Origin of the sequence: Flavobacterium alvei (assembly GCF_002920895.1) — a bacterium.
GTDB lineage: Bacteria > Bacteroidota > Bacteroidia > Flavobacteriales > Flavobacteriaceae > Flavobacterium > Flavobacterium alvei.
Genome location: NZ_PQVG01000001.1, coordinates 12,908 through 32,317, shown reverse-complemented (window position 1 = coordinate 32,317; position 19,410 = coordinate 12,908). Strand labels below are relative to the sequence as shown.

Sequence of the window (19,410 nt, the reverse complement as noted above, 5' to 3'; positions counted from 1 at the left end):
TTAAATCAAATTCATTTCTGCTGCTTTTTTAATAAGTTCGGCGGTATTTTTCACTTCTAACTTTTTTAGGATATTGGCTCGATGGGTTTCTATTGTTCGTGAACTAACATATAGTTTTGCAGCAATTTCATTAGTAGTCAATCCTTTCGATAGTAATCCTAAAACTTCGGTTTCCTTATTTGATAAAACATTTTCACTGATGCTTTGCGTTGACATAAAGTTGATCATTTTTTCAGAAATTTCAGGACTAAAATATTTCTTTCCTTTACTAACCGTTTTTATTGCAAGGATTAATTCGGATTCGTCTGTGTTTTTTAATAAGTAGCCGTAGGCTCCCAACTTGGCGCATTTTGCGATATAATTTCCGTCATCGTACATAGAAATTACAATAGGTTTTATAGTAGAATTCAAGGTTTTTAATTCTTTCAAAACTTGAAAACCATCTCTATTGGGCATAGTAATGTCTAGTAATACAATATCTGCCACCAATTGGTTTTTTACAATATCAATAAACTCATCACCATCGGCAACACTTTTAATTATTTTTATGTTATCATGTTTTTTTAGTAGTCCTTCAAGTCCTTCTCTAAAAAGCTTATGGTCATCAGCTATTATTAATTTGATTTCGTTCATGATTCTATGGGTAATTCAATTTCAAAGGTTGTATTTCCGGCTGCTGCATTGATTGTGACTTTGCCATTACAAATCGCTACACGTTCTTTGATGTTACTAATTCCTAAACCTAATTTGATAGTAGTAACATCAAAACCAATACCGTCATCAAAATAAAAAAGTGACATAAATTCATCAAATTCTGAAAGTGTAATTCGGATGTTTTTTGCATTAGAGTGTTTTAATGAATTATTAATTAGCTCTTGGCTAATTCTAAAAAGATTAATTGCTTGATGGTTTGTAATGTTGGAGTTCTCTTGCTTCGTCAAATCTTCATATACAATAGTTACTGTTGTTGATTTTTTGATATTTTCGATAAAGTTAGTTAGCGTAACTCCAATTCCAAAATCATCTATAGCAGCAGGCATCAATGCATTTGACATCAATCTGATTTCTGCAATGGTATCATCAACTATTTTTTTCATTTCTTTTTTTATCTTTTCATTTTCCACTTTATTCTCAATATAGTGTTTCAAAGAGGTTAAATAGGGTCCTACACTATCGTGGAGCTCACGAGACAACCTTCTTCTTTCGTTTTCCATACCGTTTACTAACATCCGTTGTGATAGTATTCTAGTATTTTCTTCGTTATTCCTAAATTCTATCAGTTTATCCCGCATCGCCAAAAGGCTTTTTCCTAGGAGGTCATTGGTGCTTTTGAGTTGATAGTCGGTGGTTAAATTCATTTTGCCAATGTCATCTGAGAATTTTATGGCACCTTGTAGAGAAGCTTTCAAATTGGCTAAAGCATCAAACATTTCCTTTATTTCAGTAGAGTTTTTTATAAAATCATTGGTTTGGTTATAATCGCCTTCCGCCATAATTTTAAGACTTTTTTGCATATTTTTTATCGGATTGGTGATGATTCTGGTAAGAAAAAGAGAGAGCATAACGGCTAATAAAAAAATACCAAAAGTCAAGCCCGCCAGTCTTTCTTTTAAATTTTTTAAGGGCAAAGTAACTTCGTCAACATCTATTTCAGATAGAATTGCCATTTTTAAGTTTTTAATTTCAATACGACTTGACACACCATATACCTCGATACCTCGATAATCCTTGCGAATATTAAAGACATCTTTGCCTTTAAAGGCCTTTATTGCATTTTCTGCTTTTACAGATAGGGTGTAAGGAATTGTATTAGGATAAAAACGAGATTCAGAACGGAGTCGATAATCGCTACCCACAAGATAGGATTCGCCACTACTTCCCATTCCTGTGCGTTCAAAGAGTATGTTTTTTATTTTGTTATACTCTAAAATTTTAATCAACGCCCCTTTTTTAGTATTTAAAATAAAACCAATAGTTGTTTTTTTGTTAGGATGATACCTTGTAAAATCGTGAATTCCATTAATTTTTTTTATGCTATCTGGTAGTATAAATGGGATACTATCGCTATTTTGGTTGTACAATTCAGAAGACTCAAACTTTTGCCATTCCGATTGGATTAAATGTTCAATCTGGTTTTTTTTGAGTGTTTTAATAGAGTTTAATTGCTGTAAAATACGGTCGTTTAAAACGTTTGAAAACTCTTTGTATGAAGAAAAAGCCAATACCACAATTACAAATGCGATTAAACTATTAATTATAATTAGTATTGAAGTTTTAATGCTCACTAAAATCTATTTTAAAATATTAATATAAAAAGTGTTTCATTTTTTGCAACCCTACTTTAGAGATTGTTAGTTTTTACTGCAGATGAATTCCAATATCTAAACCGTAACTACGAATCCAAAAGTAGTTGAAAATTGCAAATTACAAAAAAAAAGTCCCACCGAAGCAGGACTAAGTATTTTTATCAACGGCATATAGCCTTATTGTGATACCATTAAAGATTAGAAATTTGATTACTGAATCATTAAAGAGTATAGAATTATTATTTTCGAACGAATTTTAGTGTGGCTAGCATCGATTTAAACTTCTTTCCTGGTCTAAAAGTAACCGAGGAACTTTTTATATTTTTTGGTGAAACCTCATTAGGCATTATACTCGGAGTTCCTTTTACACTAATTTGGAAGGAACCTAAATGCCCAGCCCTTACAATTTTGCCTTCCTCTAACGATTGACAAATGACATCTACCAAACTAATAATTACGGCATAGCAATCTGTTTGAGTTACTGTTGTATTATAGGCAGCTAGTGCCGCTAGTTCGTCTAGTTCTATTTCTCCTGTTTTGGTTACTTTAGGATAATACAACATAGGAAGTTCTGGATTTATAGGGCTTTTTTTTCCAATAGGAGTGATGCTTACAGCCATAGCTATATTGTTTTGGTGGTTTAAAAAAATAATCTTTTCAAAGTTAGCGATTTTATTTGACAAGCCGCCTAACTTACCGCAGTAGATTATGTAATTTACTGCGGTAAGTTTAGTATGTTACCGCGGTAAAATTGATTGAGGAGCTTTGCACACTTTTAATTAAGCCAAGTTTATCTTGATCGGTTGGTGTAGTAAACTATTTTTAGCTGTTTTATAAAAACAAAAAGTCCCACCGAAGCAGGACTAAAGATTTTACATCTACGGCATATAGCCTTATTGTGATAAGATTAAAGATTAGAAATTTTAATCGTTTACAAATATATACAAAAAAAACTTTAGTTGGAATGAGGAAAACCGTAAAACAGTTAATTATTTTCTGCGTATTTTTAGAAATTCTTAAAAAATATAGATTGGTATGGCAAAAATATTAGGATTGGATTTAGGGACAAACTCGATTGGGTGGGCGATTGTGGATGATGTTGATAAAAAAATAATTGATTCTGGAGTGCGAATTTTTCCTGAAGGAGTTGTTGCAAAAACTATTGGAACAGGAGATAAAGAAGAAAGTAAAAATGCGAGTAGGCGTAATAGTCGCCAACAACGACGTGGTTTTTATCGTAAAAGGTTAAGAAAGATAAAATTATTAAGAACTCTTATTAATCTCAATATGTGTCCTCTTAAAAATGAGGAACTAGATATTTGGAGTAAATGGGATAAACAAAAAAAGAAGGAAGTACGAATGGCTCCTGAAATTCATTTGCCTGAAAATCATTCTTATTGTTTGTGGTTGAAGCAAAATCCCTATTTATTAAGAGATAAAGCATTAAATGAAGATTTAACTCTACAAGAATTTGGTAGAGTGTTGTATCATTTAATTCAAAGAAGAGGTTTTTTGAGCAATCGTAAAGGAAAAGATGATGGGAAGATTTATAAAGGAAAAGACGGTGTTAAAGGTATTGAGGATACTCAAAAAGAATTACAAAATTCTACATTAGGAAAATATTTGTTCGATATTTTGCCAAAGGATGGAGAACCTTTTAAAGTAATTCAAGATGAAAATGGTAATGAATTGCGAGTTCGTTCAAGATATACGTTGCGTGATATGTATGTGGCTGAATTCGAAACAATTTGGAATAGGCAAGCTGCGAATTTAGGTCTTGAAACCATTGAATACTTAAATGAGAAAAAAGTTTTGCTAAAAGGCGGTTTAAAAAACAAAAGAAATAATAGTAAAATCGAACATCTCAAAAAGATAAAAGGAGAAAACAATGTTGAAGTAGTTGAGTTGAATGATGAATTGTCAAAAAATGATAAGCAGAAATATTTACTTAAAATTAAAACCAAACTTCCTTTAAAAGAATTCTTGGCGGGTAGAATAGATAAAGATGAGGAGGGAGTCTTGAAATTTAAAAGTAATGATAGTGTTTTGTTTTGGCAAAGATCTTTACGTTCTCAAAAAGGACTTTTAGCTAAATGCAGATTTGAGCCAGATTTGAAAGATGAAAATGGGAAGTTTATACAAAAGGGTAAAACACCTTGCCACATATCACATCCTTTATATGAAGAATATCGAGCTTTACAATATATCAATAACATTGAATACGGTAAGAAACAACGATTGGAGGAATCACAGCGTTTGCAAGTGTTGGAATTAATAAACTCAAGAGACAAGAAATTTGATTTTATAGAGATAAAAAAGAAATTGAAATTAGAATATGAAACGTTTAATTATGAAGACGATGCTCCAGTTATAGGTAATTATACAACAAAACATTTGAACGCTTTATTTCCAAAATCGATACTTGAAAAAGAATTTTCTATAACCGTAAACGAGGAAGAAAAAACAGAATATGGATATGAGCGTATTTGGCATTTATTTCATTTTTGTGAAGACAATGATAAGTTAATTAGAGGTATAGAAAAACTTATTAAAGAGTCTAAAATAGATTATGTTTTAAATGAAGCAATAATTGAAAAAATCGAAAAAGTAAATATAAAAGAAGATTATTCAAGTGTTTCTCTGAAAGCCATAAAAAATATCTTGCCCTATCTGAAAATGGGATTGCGTTTAAGCGATGCTGTTATATTAGCTGGAGTTAGAAATGCTTTTGGCAAAAAATGGGAATTATATAAAAATGACCATATTGAATTAGAGAAAGATTTGCTCAAAATAAATCACCAAAAGTCAAACAAAGAAGGAGAAGCAATTGAGAAAATAAAAGTCTATTTGATTGAAAATAAATATGGATTTATTGAAGATGATGTTCGATTTAAAAAACTGTATCACCATAGTCAAGAGGTAGTTCAAGTAAAACTAAAAGATAAAATTGATACTGTTCAAAATTTGAGAAATCCAATTGTGCAACAAGGAGTAAATGAAACTAAACGCCTTGTAAATGAATTGATTGCTCAGCAAGGAAAGTTTGATCAAATTAGAGTTGAACTTGGGCGGGATTTAAAGAATAGTAAAACGAAACGAGAAGAATTAGGGTATAAGATTAGAGAAAATGACAAGAAAAACGAAAAGGCAAAAGAATTATTGATTGAATTTGGTTTGCGACAAAGTAGAGAGAACATTCAAAGAGTACTTTTGTATCAAGAAATGCCAATTTCTATTTGTCCTTATACAAACAAAACAATAAACATATCGGATTTATTAGGAGGTAAAAATAAATTTCAAATCGAGCATATCATCCCAAAATCAATCTCTTTAGATGATAGTTTTGCAAATAAAACATTGTGTGATTCAGAATTTAATGGTTTAAAAGGAAATAGAACTCCTCACGATTTTTATGAAATTAATAAAGATCCAAATCTTTGGGGAGGTGCAAAATCGTGGGAAGAAATTGAACGACGTGTTTTTAAAGTTTTGCCCTACCCAAAAGCAAAGCGATTTGTGTCGAAAACAAAATTTGAAACCAACGATTTTATCCAACGACAATTAAATGACACTCGTTATATAAGTAAAAAAACGAGCGAAATCTTATCTCAAGTTTGTTCTGATGTTCGTGTAATGCCAGGAAGTTTAACAGCCGAATTGCGTCGACTTTGGGGGTTGAATAATATTTTACAGCCTATTATGACGGTGGATATTCCAAATTTACATATTGAAGAAAATAAACATATACAGCACTATGTAGTTTTAGACAATGATAAAAAGCCTGTTTTGTCACAACGAATTTATTATGACAGACCAACAACAAATGAAAATGAAACACTTTTGTCTGGAAGTATTGAAAAGGGAGTTTTTAAATCGAAAGAGCAGTATGTTAAATTTCAGGTAGATGCACCAGATTTAGCAAATGGCGATTATTGGGCAAAACTAGTTTTGTCTAATCCAAAAAATATTCTTCAAGTATTTAGAGACAAACCAAGCACTTTGGAAAATGAAATAGTTTTAAGAGGTAAGATTGAAAAGGATAAATTCAAAAATGATGGATTGAATGCCATAAATACTACTGGCAAGGAAAACGGAACTTATTGGGCTACATTTTCAATAACTAATAAGGATTTTAAAAAACCAGTTAAAGAAGAGCAACCCAAGAAAAACGGAAAGCAAATTCTTCTATTTGGAGAAGTAAAAGAAGGTCTTTTTTCTTCCTATATTTATGAATGTGAAGCAGAATTAGAAGATGGAAAGTATTGGCTTATCATAGATGTAGATTTTGAAAAGGTTTCGTTTGAAAAAGCATTAAACGAAAGACCGCTTGTAAAAGAAAATCAAATTTTGATTCAAGGCACTACAAATGATGAAAATACATTTGTTTCGGATATGGACAATCAACATCATTTTGAAATGGAAGAAGGCAAAGGGAAATATTATGTTTTGTTTGACATCGTTTCTGAAGTAACTGAATTTTCGCCAGTTAAAACTACCAAGCCAGTTCTCGAAGAAGGACAAACAATAGTTGAAGGGACAACTTGGGTTGATAAATATACTGGTGAAATAAAATTTGACCCAATCAAAAACCGTGAAGACCATCGCCATCACGCCATTGATGCTTTAGTTATTGCTTTAACAAAAGAATCCTTTTTCCAGCGGTTGAGTAAACAAAATGCCTCAACTGAAAACAAGAAAAGAGGGAATGAACACGAAAAAGAGCATTTAGATTTTCCAGAACCTTGGAATGGATTTCATACCGATGCCAAAAATGTCATCAATAGTATTCTAATCTCACACAAACAAAACAAAAACATCCTAACAAAAATCACCAAGAAGATTACCAAAAACGGACAAACTTTTAAAAGTGTAGGTATGGCTGTGAGAGGGCAGCTGCACAAAGAAAATCTGTATGGGAACAGGACACCACCTAATGGAGATAGTGGATTTCATATCAGAAAATCTATTGATAGTTTAAAAACGGATAAACAAATAGAAAAGATTGTTGATATTAAGGTTAAAGAAATAATTATAAAGGCAAGAAAAGCAGAAATTCCTTTGTATAAAGAAATTGAACAACTTTCAAAACAATTAAAATCACCAAAAAACACAGAAATAGAGGAAAAGGAGCTTAAAGAAAATATTGAAGCATTGCATACTAAAATTAAATTGCTTTATACTTTACCTAATAAAAATGGTGAACCCGTTCCAATAAAAAAAGTTAGAGTTAGTGAGGAAATGAGTAATGCACAGCAATTAAAATCAAAAGTAAAACAATATGTAAACCCAAGAAACAATCATCATATAGTAATCTATAAAGACGAAAATGAGGAGTTGAAAGATGATATTACTAATTTTTGGAAAGTAGTAGAAAGAGTTAAACAAAAAGATGAAATCTATAAACTACCTGAAATAGAAATTGGTAAACCAGCTCCTAAAGAACTTGTGTTAACTTTTCAGGAAAACGATATGTTTTTGTTAGGACTTTCTAATGATGAGTTCAATGATAATAAACAAGACTTTACTTTTTTAAGTAATTATTTGTATCGAGTTCAGAAAATTTCAGATGGAGATTATTCATTTAGACACCATCTCGCGTCAACTGTCACAAATAAAATGGAGGAAGTTAGAATAGCGAGTATGAAAAAGTATCAAGAAATGAATCCAATAAAAGTTAGAATTTCATTTACTGGTAAAATTGAAAAGTTGTAAATTTGAATGTTCTTTGACATTTCGTTCTAACTCTTAAACATCTCAAACCACAACTGAAAGGTATGGCATCCGCCCAGCAGGGATGCAGTAGCTTTCAGTTGTGGTTTGATTAAAGATTAGAAAACACGATATTTGTATCAACAGTTTACTGTAATGACGACCAGTTGTGGTTTGATTAAAGATTAGAAAACACGATATTATGTATGTAGAGATATACACTACTTTAGGAGTTGTGGTTTGATTAAAGATTAGAAAACACGATATTAAAATTGAAATTAAATGGCAAAAAGATAAAGTTGTGGTTTGATTAAAGATTAGAAAACACGATATTAATAAAGCCGAAACGGTGCTTAGTATTAGCGTTGTGGTTTGATTAAAGATTAGAAAACACGATATTCTTTTCTCTAAACTTCATAAAATCGACGTGTTGTGGTTTGATTAAAGATTAGAAAACACGATATTTCATCTAAAAAATGCGACAAAAGAGTTTCTGTTGTGGTTTGATTAAAGATTAGAAAACACGATATTAAAGCTAATTCACATACTGCAATGGTTGCAGTTGTGGTTTGATTAAAGATTAGAAAACACGATATTAGAGGTGCTTCAAATAAAATTGTAGGTAAAGTTGTGGTTTGATTAAAGATTAGAAAACACGATATTTTGTCATTAATCACAAATGAAATAAATACTGTTGTGGTTTGATTAAAGATTAGAAAACACGATATTTCAACATTGTTTAAATTATCCTTTCGTACCGTTGTGGTTTGATTAAAGATTAGAAAACACGATATTGCAAATCAATTATCAACAGTACAAGACATCGTTGTGGTTTGATTAAAGATTAGAAAACACGATATTGCATTCCCCTTGATTTGCTATAATTCCAACGTTGTGGTTTGATTAAAGATTAGAAAACACGATATTAAGTGATTTTAATAATGTTTCGATTTGTCTGTTGTGGTTTGATTAAAGATTAGAAAACACGATATTTTGATTTGCCAGACGCTTTAGGTTCTACTAGTTGTGGTTTGATTAAAGATTAGAAAACACGATATTGAAAGATGACTAGAGTAATGCCTGCTTTATGTTGTGGTTTGATTAAAGATTAGAAAACACGATATTGACGCAGCTAAAAAAACAACTGCTTCTAAAGTTGTGGTTTGATTAAAGATTAGAAAACACGATATTGTAAAAGAATATTCCCTTTTGAGTCGTGAAGTTGTGGTTTGATTAAAGATTAGAAAACACGATATTAGTTGGCTTGTTACCTTCTGATATTCATAGAATTAAAAGTAAATATCGTATAAAAAAATGCCTCTTTATTGGTTTGATAACCCAATATTGAGGCATTTTTTTGTTTCTAGAAACCACCCCGCCCTTTGGGCACCCCTCCAGTGGAGGGGAAGATCAAAATAATTCTAATTGTGTGGGTTGAGGTGCTTTGGGGACTTCGGCTTTGCCCCAAAAATTTAGGATATTGCCAAATTGCTTGTCGGTTATTCGTAAAACACTCACTTTGCCCAATGGAGGCAAAAGGTTGTGAATGCGTTTTTCGTGTACATCGGCACTTTCGCCACTGGCACAATGGCGAACATAAACCGAATATTGCATCATCGAAAAACCATCTTTGAGCAAGTTGTTCCGAAATCCCGAAGCGTTTCTTCGGTCTTTTTTGGTTTCTGTTGGCAAATCAAAAAACACAAACAACCACATTATTCGGTAGGCGTTAAGTTCCATAATTTGGGATATTTAATTTTCTTTCTTTGTCCCATAAAGCATTGCTGCAAGGAGCTAGCCGTTTTTTGCAAGGCTACCATCAACGGACTTTTTTCTTCCTTGAAATAAACGGTTCGGGTTAGTACTTGCAGGAGTTCGGCTTTGATTTTGGTGTTTAATTCCTGTTCGTCATAGGTTTGCATAATTTCAAAAACTTTTTCGTCAACCAAGGGGCGGAACGGTTCCATAATATCATCGGCAAGAGCAAAGGCGTTGTATTTGCTTTTGTGATGAATGCCCAAGGTGTTCAATAAACCGCTGCCAGAAAGTGCTCTGGCGGTTGCTGCTCGAAGAATGGCATAGCCATAATTGAGGAAATTATTGGGATAATCTCCAAAACGTTCCCTTCTGAATTTGATGTCGTAAGTATCAAAAAAAGATTTCCAGTATTGGCTTGCTGCAACGCCTTCCATATTAGAAGTGTCTCCGCTCAAAACTTTGCTGGCTAGGAATTCGAAACTGTTTTTGTTTTGGGTGATTCTTTCTAAAAGCAAACCTTGATTGGTTATTTTTTCGACAATGGTTTGTTGCCATAATTGTTTTTTTAGTGGAATGGAAGCATCAATTTGGTTTTTGAAGACTTCTTGCTGGATGTGGTGACTGTTGAGGTTCAGGAACATTCCGTTGGGCAAATGATTTTTAGAACAAATAATTACGGATGTATTGTTTTCTACCAATAAATTCATAGCTGGTAAACTAATGTAAATTTCTTGATGGTCTAAAACCAAAAAACCAATATCTTCAATGGGAATCGCGCTTTCCCGAATTTCAGATTTAATGACTAATTGGAGGTTTTTGGCAGTAATAGCCGTTTTATTTTCTATTAAAATGGATTTTTTTAGCATAATAGTAGGATTAGATATTGTAGAAGACTAATTTACTGATAGATATGATGGTGTTTTTACGGGAAACCTCATTTTCATAATTTTTTTTGGTTTGCGTGAAGTATGGAAGCGACATCCTCGTAGTGAAGCAGAGAGATATAGCGGACAGCCTGACAGCATCATAGCTTGAGGAGGTGATGGCACGCTCAAATAAATACATTGTTAAAAAAACTCACAATTCACAATTCACAATTCACAATTAACTTATCTTTGCGCACTGAAAAATGTACAGATGAAATTTGATTTATTACAAAAAGATCCACATACCAAAGCCAGAGCAGGAAGTATTACTACTGATCATGGTGTTATTGAAACCCCAATTTTTATGCCTGTTGGAACGGTTGCTTCGGTAAAAGGAGTCCACCAACGCGAACTGAAAGAAGAAATAAACCCAGATATTATCTTGGGGAATACCTATCATTTATACTTGCGTCCGCAAACCGAAATCTTGGAAAAAGCGGGTGGATTGCATAAATTTATGAATTGGGACAGAAATATTTTGACCGATTCTGGTGGATACCAAGTGTATTCGCTTTCTTCTAACCGAAAAATTAAGGAAGAAGGGGTGAAATTCAAATCGCATATTGATGGTTCCTACCACGTTTTTACACCCGAAAATGTAATGGAAATTCAGCGTACCATCGGTGCTGATATCATTATGGCTTTTGACGAATGTACGCCTTATCCGTGCGATTATCGTTATGCGCAACGTTCGATGCACATGACGCACCGTTGGTTGGACAGATGCATCAATCATTTGGAAAAAGTGCCTTTTAAATATGGGTATGAACAAACTTTTTTTCCGATTGTTCAAGGAAGTACCTACAAAGATTTACGCCGTCAATCGGCGGAATATATTGCTAATTCAGGTCAACAAGGAAATGCTATTGGAGGACTTTCAGTAGGAGAACCAGCCGAAGAAATGTATGCGATGACCGAAGTGGTTTGTGAAATTCTACCAGAAGACAAACCTCGCTATTTGATGGGAGTAGGAACTCCGATTAATATCTTGGAAAATATTGCCTTAGGAATTGATATGTTCGATTGTGTGATGCCAACTCGAAACGCTAGAAACGGAATGTTGTTTACTGCCAATGGAACCATCAATATCAAAAATAAAAAGTGGGAAGACGATTTCTCGGTAATTGACGAAATGGGCCATACTTTTGTGGATACAGAATACAGCAAAGCTTATTTGCGCCACTTATTTGCCGCCAATGAATACCTTGGAAAACAAATTGCCACGATTCACAATCTTGGGTTTTATATGTGGTTGGTTCGTGAGGCTAGAAAACATATCTTAGCCGGAGATTTTAGAACTTGGAAAGAGATGATGGTTCGCAATATGAGCCAGAGATTGTAAATAGTTGAAAGTTGAAAGTTTTTAGTTGATAGTAATTCAACCCAAAACCTAAAACCCAAAACCCAAAACCGAACTAAATGTTAACAATAATAGACAAATACATTCTAAAGAAATACTTGGCCACATTTGGGGTTATGTTGGGTTTATTTGCACCTATTGGAATAGTAATTGATATTTCGGAAAAGATTAATAAAATGATCGAAAACAAGATTCCCATTATGGAAATTTTGGTTTACTATTATCATTTTACAATTTATTTTATGAATTTGTTGTTTCCGATATTTTTGTTTTTATCGGTCATTTGGTTTACTTCAAAATTAGCCAATGATACTGAGATTATTGCTATTTTAAGTTCAGGAATTTCGTTTACTCGGTTTTTGAGACCTTTTATGATTGGAGCTACTATTGTTTCGTTAATCGTTTTGTTGATGGGGTTTTTTATCGTTCCAAAATCGAATGAAGGTTTTAATAATTTTAGATATACTTATCTTCGTGGTGATGGTAAAGAAACTGTAAGGGGAAAAAATACAGATGTTTTCCGTCAGCTTAGCAATGATGAATACATCTATGTCAATAGTTTTGATGTAGCATCTAAAACGGCTTATAATTTCACTTATGAAAAATTCACCAAAGATAAATTAGCTTATAAAATTTCGGCTTCAAGGATACAGTGGAATCCTAAAACTAAAAATTATACGATGTATGATTATGTCAAACGAACTGTTGGAGGATTGGATGATAAAATTGAAAAATCGGATAAAAAAGATGCTAAATTTAGTTTTGATCTCGACGATATAACACCAGTTATTTATATAGCCGAAACCTTGAGTTTGGGTAAGTTAAACCAATTTATCGAAAAAGAAAAAAAGCGTGGTTCTTCAAACATCAATGTTTATAAGGTCGTTTTGTATAAAAAGTACAGCATACCCGTATCGGCATTTATTCTTACTGTAATTGCAGTTGCGGTTTCATCTATGAAGCGAAGAGGAGGGATGGGATTGAGTCTAGCCATCGGAATTGCATTGGCATTTTCTTTTGTGTTTTTCGATAAAATATTCGGAACCTTGGCCGAAAAATCTAGTTTCCCACCATTATTGGCCGTTTGGATTCCTAATCTAGTTTTTGGAATTTTGGCTGTTTTCTTATTACGCAATGCAAAAAGGTAATTTAAAGAGTTATTTAAATCTTCATTTAATTGTATTTATATGGGGTTTTACTGCCATATTAGGAGCTTTAATTTCAATTCAGGCCGATGCTTTGGTTTGGTATAGAATGCTATTTGCATCGGTATTTTTGTTTCTATTTATTCTCTTTAAAAAAGAATCTTTTCAAATTCCTATAAAAGAATTTTTCAAATTAATTTTTGTCGGATTACTGATTGCTCTTCATTGGATTTTCTTTTTTGAGGCTATTCATGTTTCTAATGTCTCTGTGACATTGGCCGTTTTTTCTTTAGGTGCTTTTTTAGCTTCTATTTTAGAACCTATTTTTTACGGTCGAAAAGTGCTTTGGTATGAAGTGTTTTTTGGACTTATAATTATTGCAGCATTAGGAATGATTTTGCAAGTTGAAATCAATTATTTCGAAGGGATTATGTATGCTTTGGTTTCAATAATTATCGGAGTATTATTCACCTTAATGAACGGAAAGCTAATCGAAAAACACGAATCTTCCGTTATTACCTTTTATGAATTTCTCGCCGGCGTGTTTTTTATAACGATTTACTTTTTTTTTACTAGTAAATTCAATGTCGATTTTTTTATTCTGACTACCAATGATTGGATTTATCTCCTCATTTTAGCTTCGGTTTGTACTGCTTATGCTTTTACCGCTTCTGTAAAGGTGATGCGAGTACTTTCGCCTTATACAGTGATGCTAACCACCAGTTTAGAACCCGTTTATGGAATTATTTTGGCGTATTTTATCCTTGGTGGAAAAGAAAAAATGAGCGTAGAGTTTTATATCGGAGCCTTATTGATTGTTTTAACGGTAATTCTGAACGGTATTGTCAAACATTACCTGTCTAATAAGAAATAATTTTTTTCAAGGATTTTAACTGTCAATTTATTTGTAATTAGATGCTAATTATACGTTTTTGATAATTTTAAATTTTATATTTGCATTTCAAATCAAACAAAAACTACTATAATTTATGGAATATTTAGATTTTGAACTTCCAATAAAAGAGCTTGAAGATCAGTTAGATAAATGTCTAGTAATCGGTCAGGAATCAGAGGTTGATGTGACAAATACCTGCAAGCAAATTACCAAAAAACTAGAAGAAACTAAAAGAAGCATATATAAAAATCTTACCGCTTGGCAACGTGTACAATTGTCAAGACACCCCAATAGACCTTATACTTTAGATCATATAAAAGCACTTTGTGGAGAAACTTTCCTTGAACTTCACGGCGACAGAGGGTTCAAAGATGATAAAGCAATGATTGGTGGTTTAGGTAAAATTGGAGGACAATCGTTTATGCTAATTGGTCAACAAAAAGGATTTAATACCAAGACACGCCAATATAGAAATTTTGGAATGCCAAATCCCGAAGGCTATCGAAAAGCTTTGCGACTAATGAAAATGGCAGAGAAATTTGGAATTCCAGTGGTAACTTTGATTGATACTCCAGGAGCTTTTCCAGGAATTGAAGCCGAAGAACGCGGACAAGGAGAAGCTATTGCCAGAAATATTTTTGAAATGGTTCGATTGAAAGTGCCAATCATCTGTGTTATTGTTGGAGAAGGAGCATCAGGTGGAGCATTAGGAATTGGCGTTGGAGATAGAGTTTATATGATGGAAAACACTTGGTATTCGGTGATTTCTCCTGAATCTTGTTCGTCTATTTTATGGAAAAGTTGGGATTATAAAGAACAAGCTGCCGAAGCCTTGAAATTGACTTCTGCGGATATGAAAAAACAAAAATTAGTCGATGATATTATTCCTGAACCTCTTGGAGGAGCTCACTTTGACAGAGAATCAGCCTTCAAAACAGTAGAGCAATATATTATCAAAGGCTTCAACGAATTGAAAGACTTATCAACAGACGAATTAGTTGCCCAAAGGATGGATAAATACTGTAAAATGGGGGATTTCAAAGAGTAAAAACTTACAAACTTGTTCTAAATCCGAAGCCTTATCGTTTCGGATTTTTTTATGCTTATTAACAAAAAAAGATTGCTTATTAACAATAGTTTCTAATAACTCAATTGGCTTCTTTTTTTAATTTTGCTTACTTTCGCTCTATGGAAAATGTGAAGAATATAAACCCAATTCGAATCGATAAAACAACAATAATCAATCTCGAAAAAGGAAAATTACCGCCCCAAGTTGTCGATCTAGAAGAGGCTGTGCTTGGAGCTATGATGATTGACAAAAAAGGGGTTGATGAGGTAATCGATATTTTGCAACCCGATGCATTTTACAAAGAGGGGCATAAACATATTTTTGAGGCTATCGTTCAGTTGTTTACAGATACACAGCCTATTGACTTATTAACAGTCTCGGCTCAGTTGCGAAAAAATGCAAAACTAGATTTGGCAGGAGGCGATTTGTACTTGATTCAACTTACTCAAAAAATATCTTCTTCAGCACACATCGAATTTCACTCGAGAATTATTCTTCAAAAATTTATTCAACGCAGTTTGATTCGAATTTCTACAGATATTATCGAAGATTCTTATGACGAAACTACCGATGTTTTCGATTTATTAGATAAAGCCGAATCGAAATTGTATGAAGTGACCCAAGGAAACATCAAGCGAAGTTCCGAGACAGCACAAAGTTTGGTCTTGCAAGCCAAAAAACGAATCGAAGAAATTAGCAAACAAGAAGGATTAAGTGGTGTCGAAACGGGTTTTACCAATCTAGACAAACTGACTTCGGGTTGGCAACCCAGCGATTTAATTATCATTGCGGCAAGGCCAGCGATGGGAAAAACCGCATTCGTACTTTCAATGGCGAGAAATATTGCAATCGATTACGGACATCCAGTGGCGCTGTTCTCTTTGGAGATGGCCTCCGTGCAGTTAATTACCCGTTTGATTTCGTCTGAAACAGGTTTGTCTTCAGAGAAATTGCGTACCGGAAAATTAGAGCCACACGAATGGACAATGTTAAGTACCAAAGTGAAAAATCTAGAAAAAGCACCTTTGTTTATAGACGACACACCTTCACTTTCTATTTTTGATTTAAGAGCTAAATCCAGACGTTTGGTTTCGCAACACGGCATCAAAATTATCATTGTCGATTATTTGCAATTGATGACAGCTGGAGGTAATGGAAAAGGCGGTGGCAATAGAGAGCAAGAAATATCAACCATTTCTCGAAATTTGAAAGCTTTGGCCAAAGAATTGAATGTTCCTGTAATTGCACTTTCGCAGTTATCGCGTGCGGTTGAAACTCGTGGTTCTAGCAAAAGACCTTTGCTTTCTGACCTTCGTGAATCGGGAGCGATTGAGCAAGATGCCGATATTGTTTCGTTTTTATACCGTCCTGAATATTACAAAATTGACGAATGGGATGATGATGAAGCTTCGCCAACCGCAGGACAAGCCGAGATTATGATCGCCAAACATCGTAATGGAGGTATCGAAAACGTTCGATTAAAATTTATTGGTCACCTTGGTAAATTTGACAATCTTGATGATTACAACAGCAGTTATGATGATTTGCCTTCGAGTATGAATCAGGACGAGAATCCTTTTCAAACTAAAAATCTCCCGTCTCCAAATGAGGCTTTTGGAAGTAATTTGAATGAGGAAGATGATGATTTAGTTCCATTTTAAAATAATTGATTAATTGACAATTGGTAATTAACAATTCATAAATTTCAATATAACTATCCGCTTTATAGTCCAAGCTCCATTTTCAGCCACGAATTCACGAATTGCTCTTTTATATATTATTCTTAGATTACACTAATATTGTCAAATTCAATTAGAATTTGTGAAATTTCAGAACATTTAATTCATCTATAATTAGTGAATTCGTGGACAAAAAGAGATTAATACAAATAGCGGACAGTCATAAATTTCATTATCAATTGAAATCAGTACATTTGATTCATAAATTTTTAAAATGAGTTCGAAAAAGATATTTTTTATTGTTGTACTGCTGACTTCCTTTGCGGCAAAAGCTTCGTTTATTTTATTGCCAATGGACGAAACTACCCAAAAAAATCATCTTAAAGCCTACGGAATCACTTATTGGTGTATCGAAAAAAAATACAAAGCCAGTTGGTTACTCAATTATCGTGGGGGGGCTTTTTTATTAGCCGATGCGTCCGAAATCAGAAAAGAATGCCAAATTCGAGGGGTGAGTTTTGAAGTCTTAAGTGATGATGAAACCAATCAAATCCTAGCTGAAATAGCCAGTCCTTCTCAAAATATGGAGGCCGTTGTACTTGAAAAAGCGCCTAAAGTTGCGGTTTATACTCCAAAAGGAAAACAGCCTTGGGATGATGCTGTTACCTTAGTTTTGACCTATGCCGAAATTCCATTTACGCCCATTTATGACGAAGAAGTCTTGAGCGATCAACTGATTCTTTATGATTGGTTGCACTTGCACCACGAAGATTTTACGGGTCAATATGGAAAATTTTTTGGATCTAATAGAAATTCGCCTTGGTATATCGATCAAAAGAAAGAAGCTGAAATTTTGGCAACAAAATTAGGCTACAAAAAAGTGTCTGAAGCCAAAGGAGCTGTGGCCAAAAAAATCCGTGATTTTGTTATTGGAGGAGGATTTATGTTTGCCATGTGTTCGGCAACCGATAGTTTCGATATTGCTTTATCGGCCGATGGTGTTGATATTTGCGAACCTATGTTTGATGGTGACCCGAGTGAATTCAATTATCAATCAAAAATACAGTACGGAAATACTTTTGCTTTCAAAGATTTCACATTAGACCGAAAGCCAGAACATTATGAATTTTCGGATATTGATATGACCGAAAAAAGAAGGATTCCCATGGAGAAAGACTATTTTACCTTAATGGAATTCTCGGCCAAATGGGATCCCATTCCCAGTATGTTGTGTCAAAATCATACGCAATTGGTAAAAGGATTTATGGGACAAACAACTGCTTTTGACCAAAATTTAATCAAATCAAATGTTTTGATTATGGGAAGTTGTGAACTTAATGGCGAAGCTCGTTACATTCACGGCGAAAAAGGCAAAGGAATGTTTACTTTTTTTAGCGGTCACGATCCCGAAGATTACCAGCATAGAGTGGGCGACCCAGTTACGGTGCTTGACTTGCATCCCAATTCGCCAGGTTATCGTTTGATTTTGAATAATGTTTTGTTTCCTGCTGCAAGGAAAAAGAAACTGAAAACCTAATTCTGGAAGTATTAATTCAAAGAAAAAGTAGCCCAAATAGGAATGTGGTCCGAAATGCTACGCGCTTCTTTCAAGGAATTAAAATCCTTATAAAATTCAATTACACCCGCTTGCAATGACTTGCATTTTGAAGAATTAAAGTGCATATTATCAACTAACTATTAAAAAACGACTTTTACAATTTGTAAAATAATCATATTGGTTGTCTATTTTGACTTTAATTAAGAAGTATAAAATTGAAATAGTTTCTCTCCCTCCTCACTTCTGCACTCTCTTATAAACTAAATAAATCAACCACACAGTTGCTAGTACAACCATTGTTAATTGGAATAATAATTTGAAGTCTATGCTGTTTAAATTTAGAATATTCATGTTTTTATTGTTTGTTTTGGTAAACCTACTGCGATTAAAAATCACTTCCTTAGGGTTTTCCTAATTTGGAGCATTTTTCACGCTTTCTTTTTAGTTTGGTATTTTGGTGTTTGTTTTGTATCCTTGACTTTCTTTGTGTTTCTTTTTTGCATTTCGTCATCATCAAATTTGTAATTTTGATTGTAGTTGTTGTAAATAGTTGGTTGTTTTTTTTCTGTTTTTGGGTTACAGGAAAACAATTGGTAGCCAAGAATTAGTAAAATAATTAGGTTAAGATTTTTCATGTTTTGAGCATAATTTATACTTGTGTACTGGGGCTAGATCCTATTTTTATTTCAGTTTTTGATTTTTGTATGAGTTGTTTTTCTGTCAAAATGCCTTGGCTTTGGGCTTCATTTAGTTCTTCATACAGGGCTTCTGATTTGGCTTTCAAATAGGGATATTTGCAAAATGAAATGAAATTTCCTTTTAGCGATTTTTTGTATTGTTTGAGATATTCTTTGGTATAATTTTTAAAATCGGCTAAGCGTTTGTCCCATTTTTTAGTTGAAATTTTTTTAGGACAATTGGTTTGGACCGCCTTTTTTTGCTCATCCAAATTTATTTTTGGGCTCTTTTCCATAGTATAATTGTATTTGGTTTCAAAATTAAATC

At 33.3% G+C, this 19,410-nt stretch carries 14 protein-coding genes and 1 CRISPR repeat array; of the genes, 7 read left to right on the top strand and 7 right to left on the bottom strand.

The window, feature by feature from the left end; translation table 11 throughout:
* From C3L50_RS00135 to C3L50_RS00125, 3 genes are all read right to left on the bottom strand, one after another.
* A complete protein-coding gene (locus C3L50_RS00135; RefSeq protein ID WP_103803857.1) occupies positions 1 to 633 on the bottom strand; it encodes a response regulator in 633 nt (210 codons plus the stop codon).
* A complete protein-coding gene (locus C3L50_RS00130) occupies positions 630 to 2,285 on the bottom strand; it encodes a sensor histidine kinase (RefSeq protein WP_133158828.1) in 1,656 nt (551 codons plus the stop codon). The genes C3L50_RS00135 and C3L50_RS00130 overlap by 4 nt, the downstream gene beginning before the upstream one ends.
* Positions 2,286 to 2,545: 260 nt before the next feature.
* Entirely contained in the window at positions 2,546 to 2,926 is a 381-nt protein-coding gene (locus C3L50_RS00125) for an HU family DNA-binding protein (protein WP_103803853.1), read from the bottom strand.
* A gap of 415 nt (positions 2,927 to 3,341) precedes the next feature.
* Here C3L50_RS00125 and cas9 point away from each other — a divergent pair, with 415 nt between their 5' ends.
* Positions 3,342 to 8,018 carry a type II CRISPR RNA-guided endonuclease Cas9 gene (gene cas9, locus C3L50_RS00120; protein ID WP_103803851.1) on the top strand — a complete coding sequence of 1,559 codons (4,677 nt, stop codon included), beginning with the start codon at positions 3,342 to 3,344 and terminating at the stop codon, positions 8,016 to 8,018.
* A gap of 97 nt (positions 8,019 to 8,115) precedes the next feature.
* Positions 8,116 to 9,272: a CRISPR direct-repeat array (repeat unit 36 nt; unit sequence GTTGTGGTTTGATTAAAGATTAGAAAACACGATATT).
* 153 nt (positions 9,273 to 9,425) lie between these two features.
* Here the strand turns inward: cas9 and cas2 are convergent.
* A complete protein-coding gene (gene cas2 / locus C3L50_RS00115; protein WP_103803849.1) occupies positions 9,426 to 9,755 on the bottom strand; it encodes a CRISPR-associated endonuclease Cas2 in 330 nt (109 codons plus the stop codon).
* Positions 9,731 to 10,639, bottom strand: a complete 909-nt coding sequence (gene cas1 / locus C3L50_RS00110; protein ID WP_103803847.1) for a type II CRISPR-associated endonuclease Cas1 — start codon at positions 10,637 to 10,639, stop codon at positions 9,731 to 9,733. Before cas1 ends, cas2 begins: the two co-directional genes overlap by 25 nt.
* A 271-nt stretch (positions 10,640 to 10,910) precedes the next feature.
* On the opposite strand from cas1, the gene tgt reads away from it, so the two are divergent.
* The 6 genes from tgt to C3L50_RS00080 all read left to right on the top strand — a co-directional run bounded on the left by tgt (position 10,911) and on the right by C3L50_RS00080 (position 18,384).
* Positions 10,911 to 12,041 carry a tRNA guanosine(34) transglycosylase Tgt gene (gene tgt / locus C3L50_RS00105; RefSeq protein WP_103803845.1) on the top strand — a complete coding sequence of 377 codons (1,131 nt, stop codon included), beginning with the start codon at positions 10,911 to 10,913 and terminating at the stop codon, positions 12,039 to 12,041.
* Positions 12,042 to 12,118: 77 nt separating this feature from the next.
* On the top strand, positions 12,119 to 13,207 hold the full coding sequence (locus C3L50_RS00100; RefSeq protein WP_103803843.1) for an LptF/LptG family permease: 1,089 nt from the start codon (positions 12,119 to 12,121) through the stop codon (positions 13,205 to 13,207).
* Complete coding sequence (locus C3L50_RS00095; RefSeq protein WP_103803841.1) at positions 13,194 to 14,078, top strand: DMT family transporter; 885 nt, start codon at positions 13,194 to 13,196, stop codon at positions 14,076 to 14,078. The genes C3L50_RS00100 and C3L50_RS00095 overlap by 14 nt, the downstream gene beginning before the upstream one ends.
* A gap of 115 nt (positions 14,079 to 14,193) precedes the next feature.
* Positions 14,194 to 15,147, top strand: a complete 954-nt coding sequence (locus C3L50_RS00090) for an acetyl-CoA carboxylase carboxyltransferase subunit alpha (protein ID WP_103803839.1) — start codon at positions 14,194 to 14,196, stop codon at positions 15,145 to 15,147.
* Positions 15,148 to 15,287: 140 nt separating this feature from the next.
* Complete coding sequence (dnaB, locus tag C3L50_RS00085) at positions 15,288 to 16,829, top strand: replicative DNA helicase (RefSeq protein ID WP_103803838.1); 1,542 nt, start codon at positions 15,288 to 15,290, stop codon at positions 16,827 to 16,829.
* A 292-nt stretch (positions 16,830 to 17,121) separates the two neighbouring features.
* Entirely contained in the window at positions 17,122 to 18,384 is a 1,263-nt protein-coding gene (locus C3L50_RS00080; protein WP_103803836.1) for an asparagine synthetase B, read from the top strand.
* Between the two features lie 449 nt (positions 18,385 to 18,833).
* Here C3L50_RS00080 and C3L50_RS00075 read toward each other — a convergent pair whose 3' ends face one another.
* Positions 18,834 to 19,040 carry a hypothetical protein gene (locus tag C3L50_RS00075; RefSeq protein WP_103803834.1) on the bottom strand — a complete coding sequence of 69 codons (207 nt, stop codon included), beginning with the start codon at positions 19,038 to 19,040 and terminating at the stop codon, positions 18,834 to 18,836.
* Between the two features lie 14 nt (positions 19,041 to 19,054).
* Entirely contained in the window at positions 19,055 to 19,378 is a 324-nt protein-coding gene (locus C3L50_RS00070; protein WP_103803832.1) for a hypothetical protein, read from the bottom strand.
* Positions 19,379 to 19,410 lie beyond the last annotated feature (32 nt).

Coding starts and splice junctions, on each gene's coding strand:
- cas9 (WP_103803851.1), top strand. CDS start 3,342: ATGGCAAAAATATTAGGATTGGATTTAGGGACAAACTCGATTGGGTGG.
- dnaB (WP_103803838.1), top strand. CDS start 15,288: ATGGAAAATGTGAAGAATATAAACCCAATTCGAATCGATAAAACAACA.
- C3L50_RS00075 (WP_103803834.1), bottom strand. CDS start 19,040: ATGAAAAATCTTAACCTAATTATTTTACTAATTCTTGGCTACCAATTG.
- C3L50_RS00070 (WP_103803832.1), bottom strand. CDS start 19,378: ATGGAAAAGAGCCCAAAAATAAATTTGGATGAGCAAAAAAAGGCGGTC.
- C3L50_RS00125 (WP_103803853.1), bottom strand. CDS start 2,926: ATGGCTGTAAGCATCACTCCTATTGGAAAAAAAAGCCCTATAAATCCA.
- C3L50_RS00080 (WP_103803836.1), top strand. CDS start 17,122: ATGAGTTCGAAAAAGATATTTTTTATTGTTGTACTGCTGACTTCCTTT.
- C3L50_RS00100 (WP_103803843.1), top strand. CDS start 12,119: ATGTTAACAATAATAGACAAATACATTCTAAAGAAATACTTGGCCACA.
- C3L50_RS00095 (WP_103803841.1), top strand. CDS start 13,194: ATGCAAAAAGGTAATTTAAAGAGTTATTTAAATCTTCATTTAATTGTA.
- C3L50_RS00135 (WP_103803857.1), bottom strand. CDS start 633: ATGAACGAAATCAAATTAATAATAGCTGATGACCATAAGCTTTTTAGA.
- cas2 (WP_103803849.1), bottom strand. CDS start 9,755: ATGGAACTTAACGCCTACCGAATAATGTGGTTGTTTGTGTTTTTTGAT.
- tgt (WP_103803845.1), top strand. CDS start 10,911: ATGAAATTTGATTTATTACAAAAAGATCCACATACCAAAGCCAGAGCA.
- cas1 (WP_103803847.1), bottom strand. CDS start 10,639: ATGCTAAAAAAATCCATTTTAATAGAAAATAAAACGGCTATTACTGCC.
- C3L50_RS00090 (WP_103803839.1), top strand. CDS start 14,194: ATGGAATATTTAGATTTTGAACTTCCAATAAAAGAGCTTGAAGATCAG.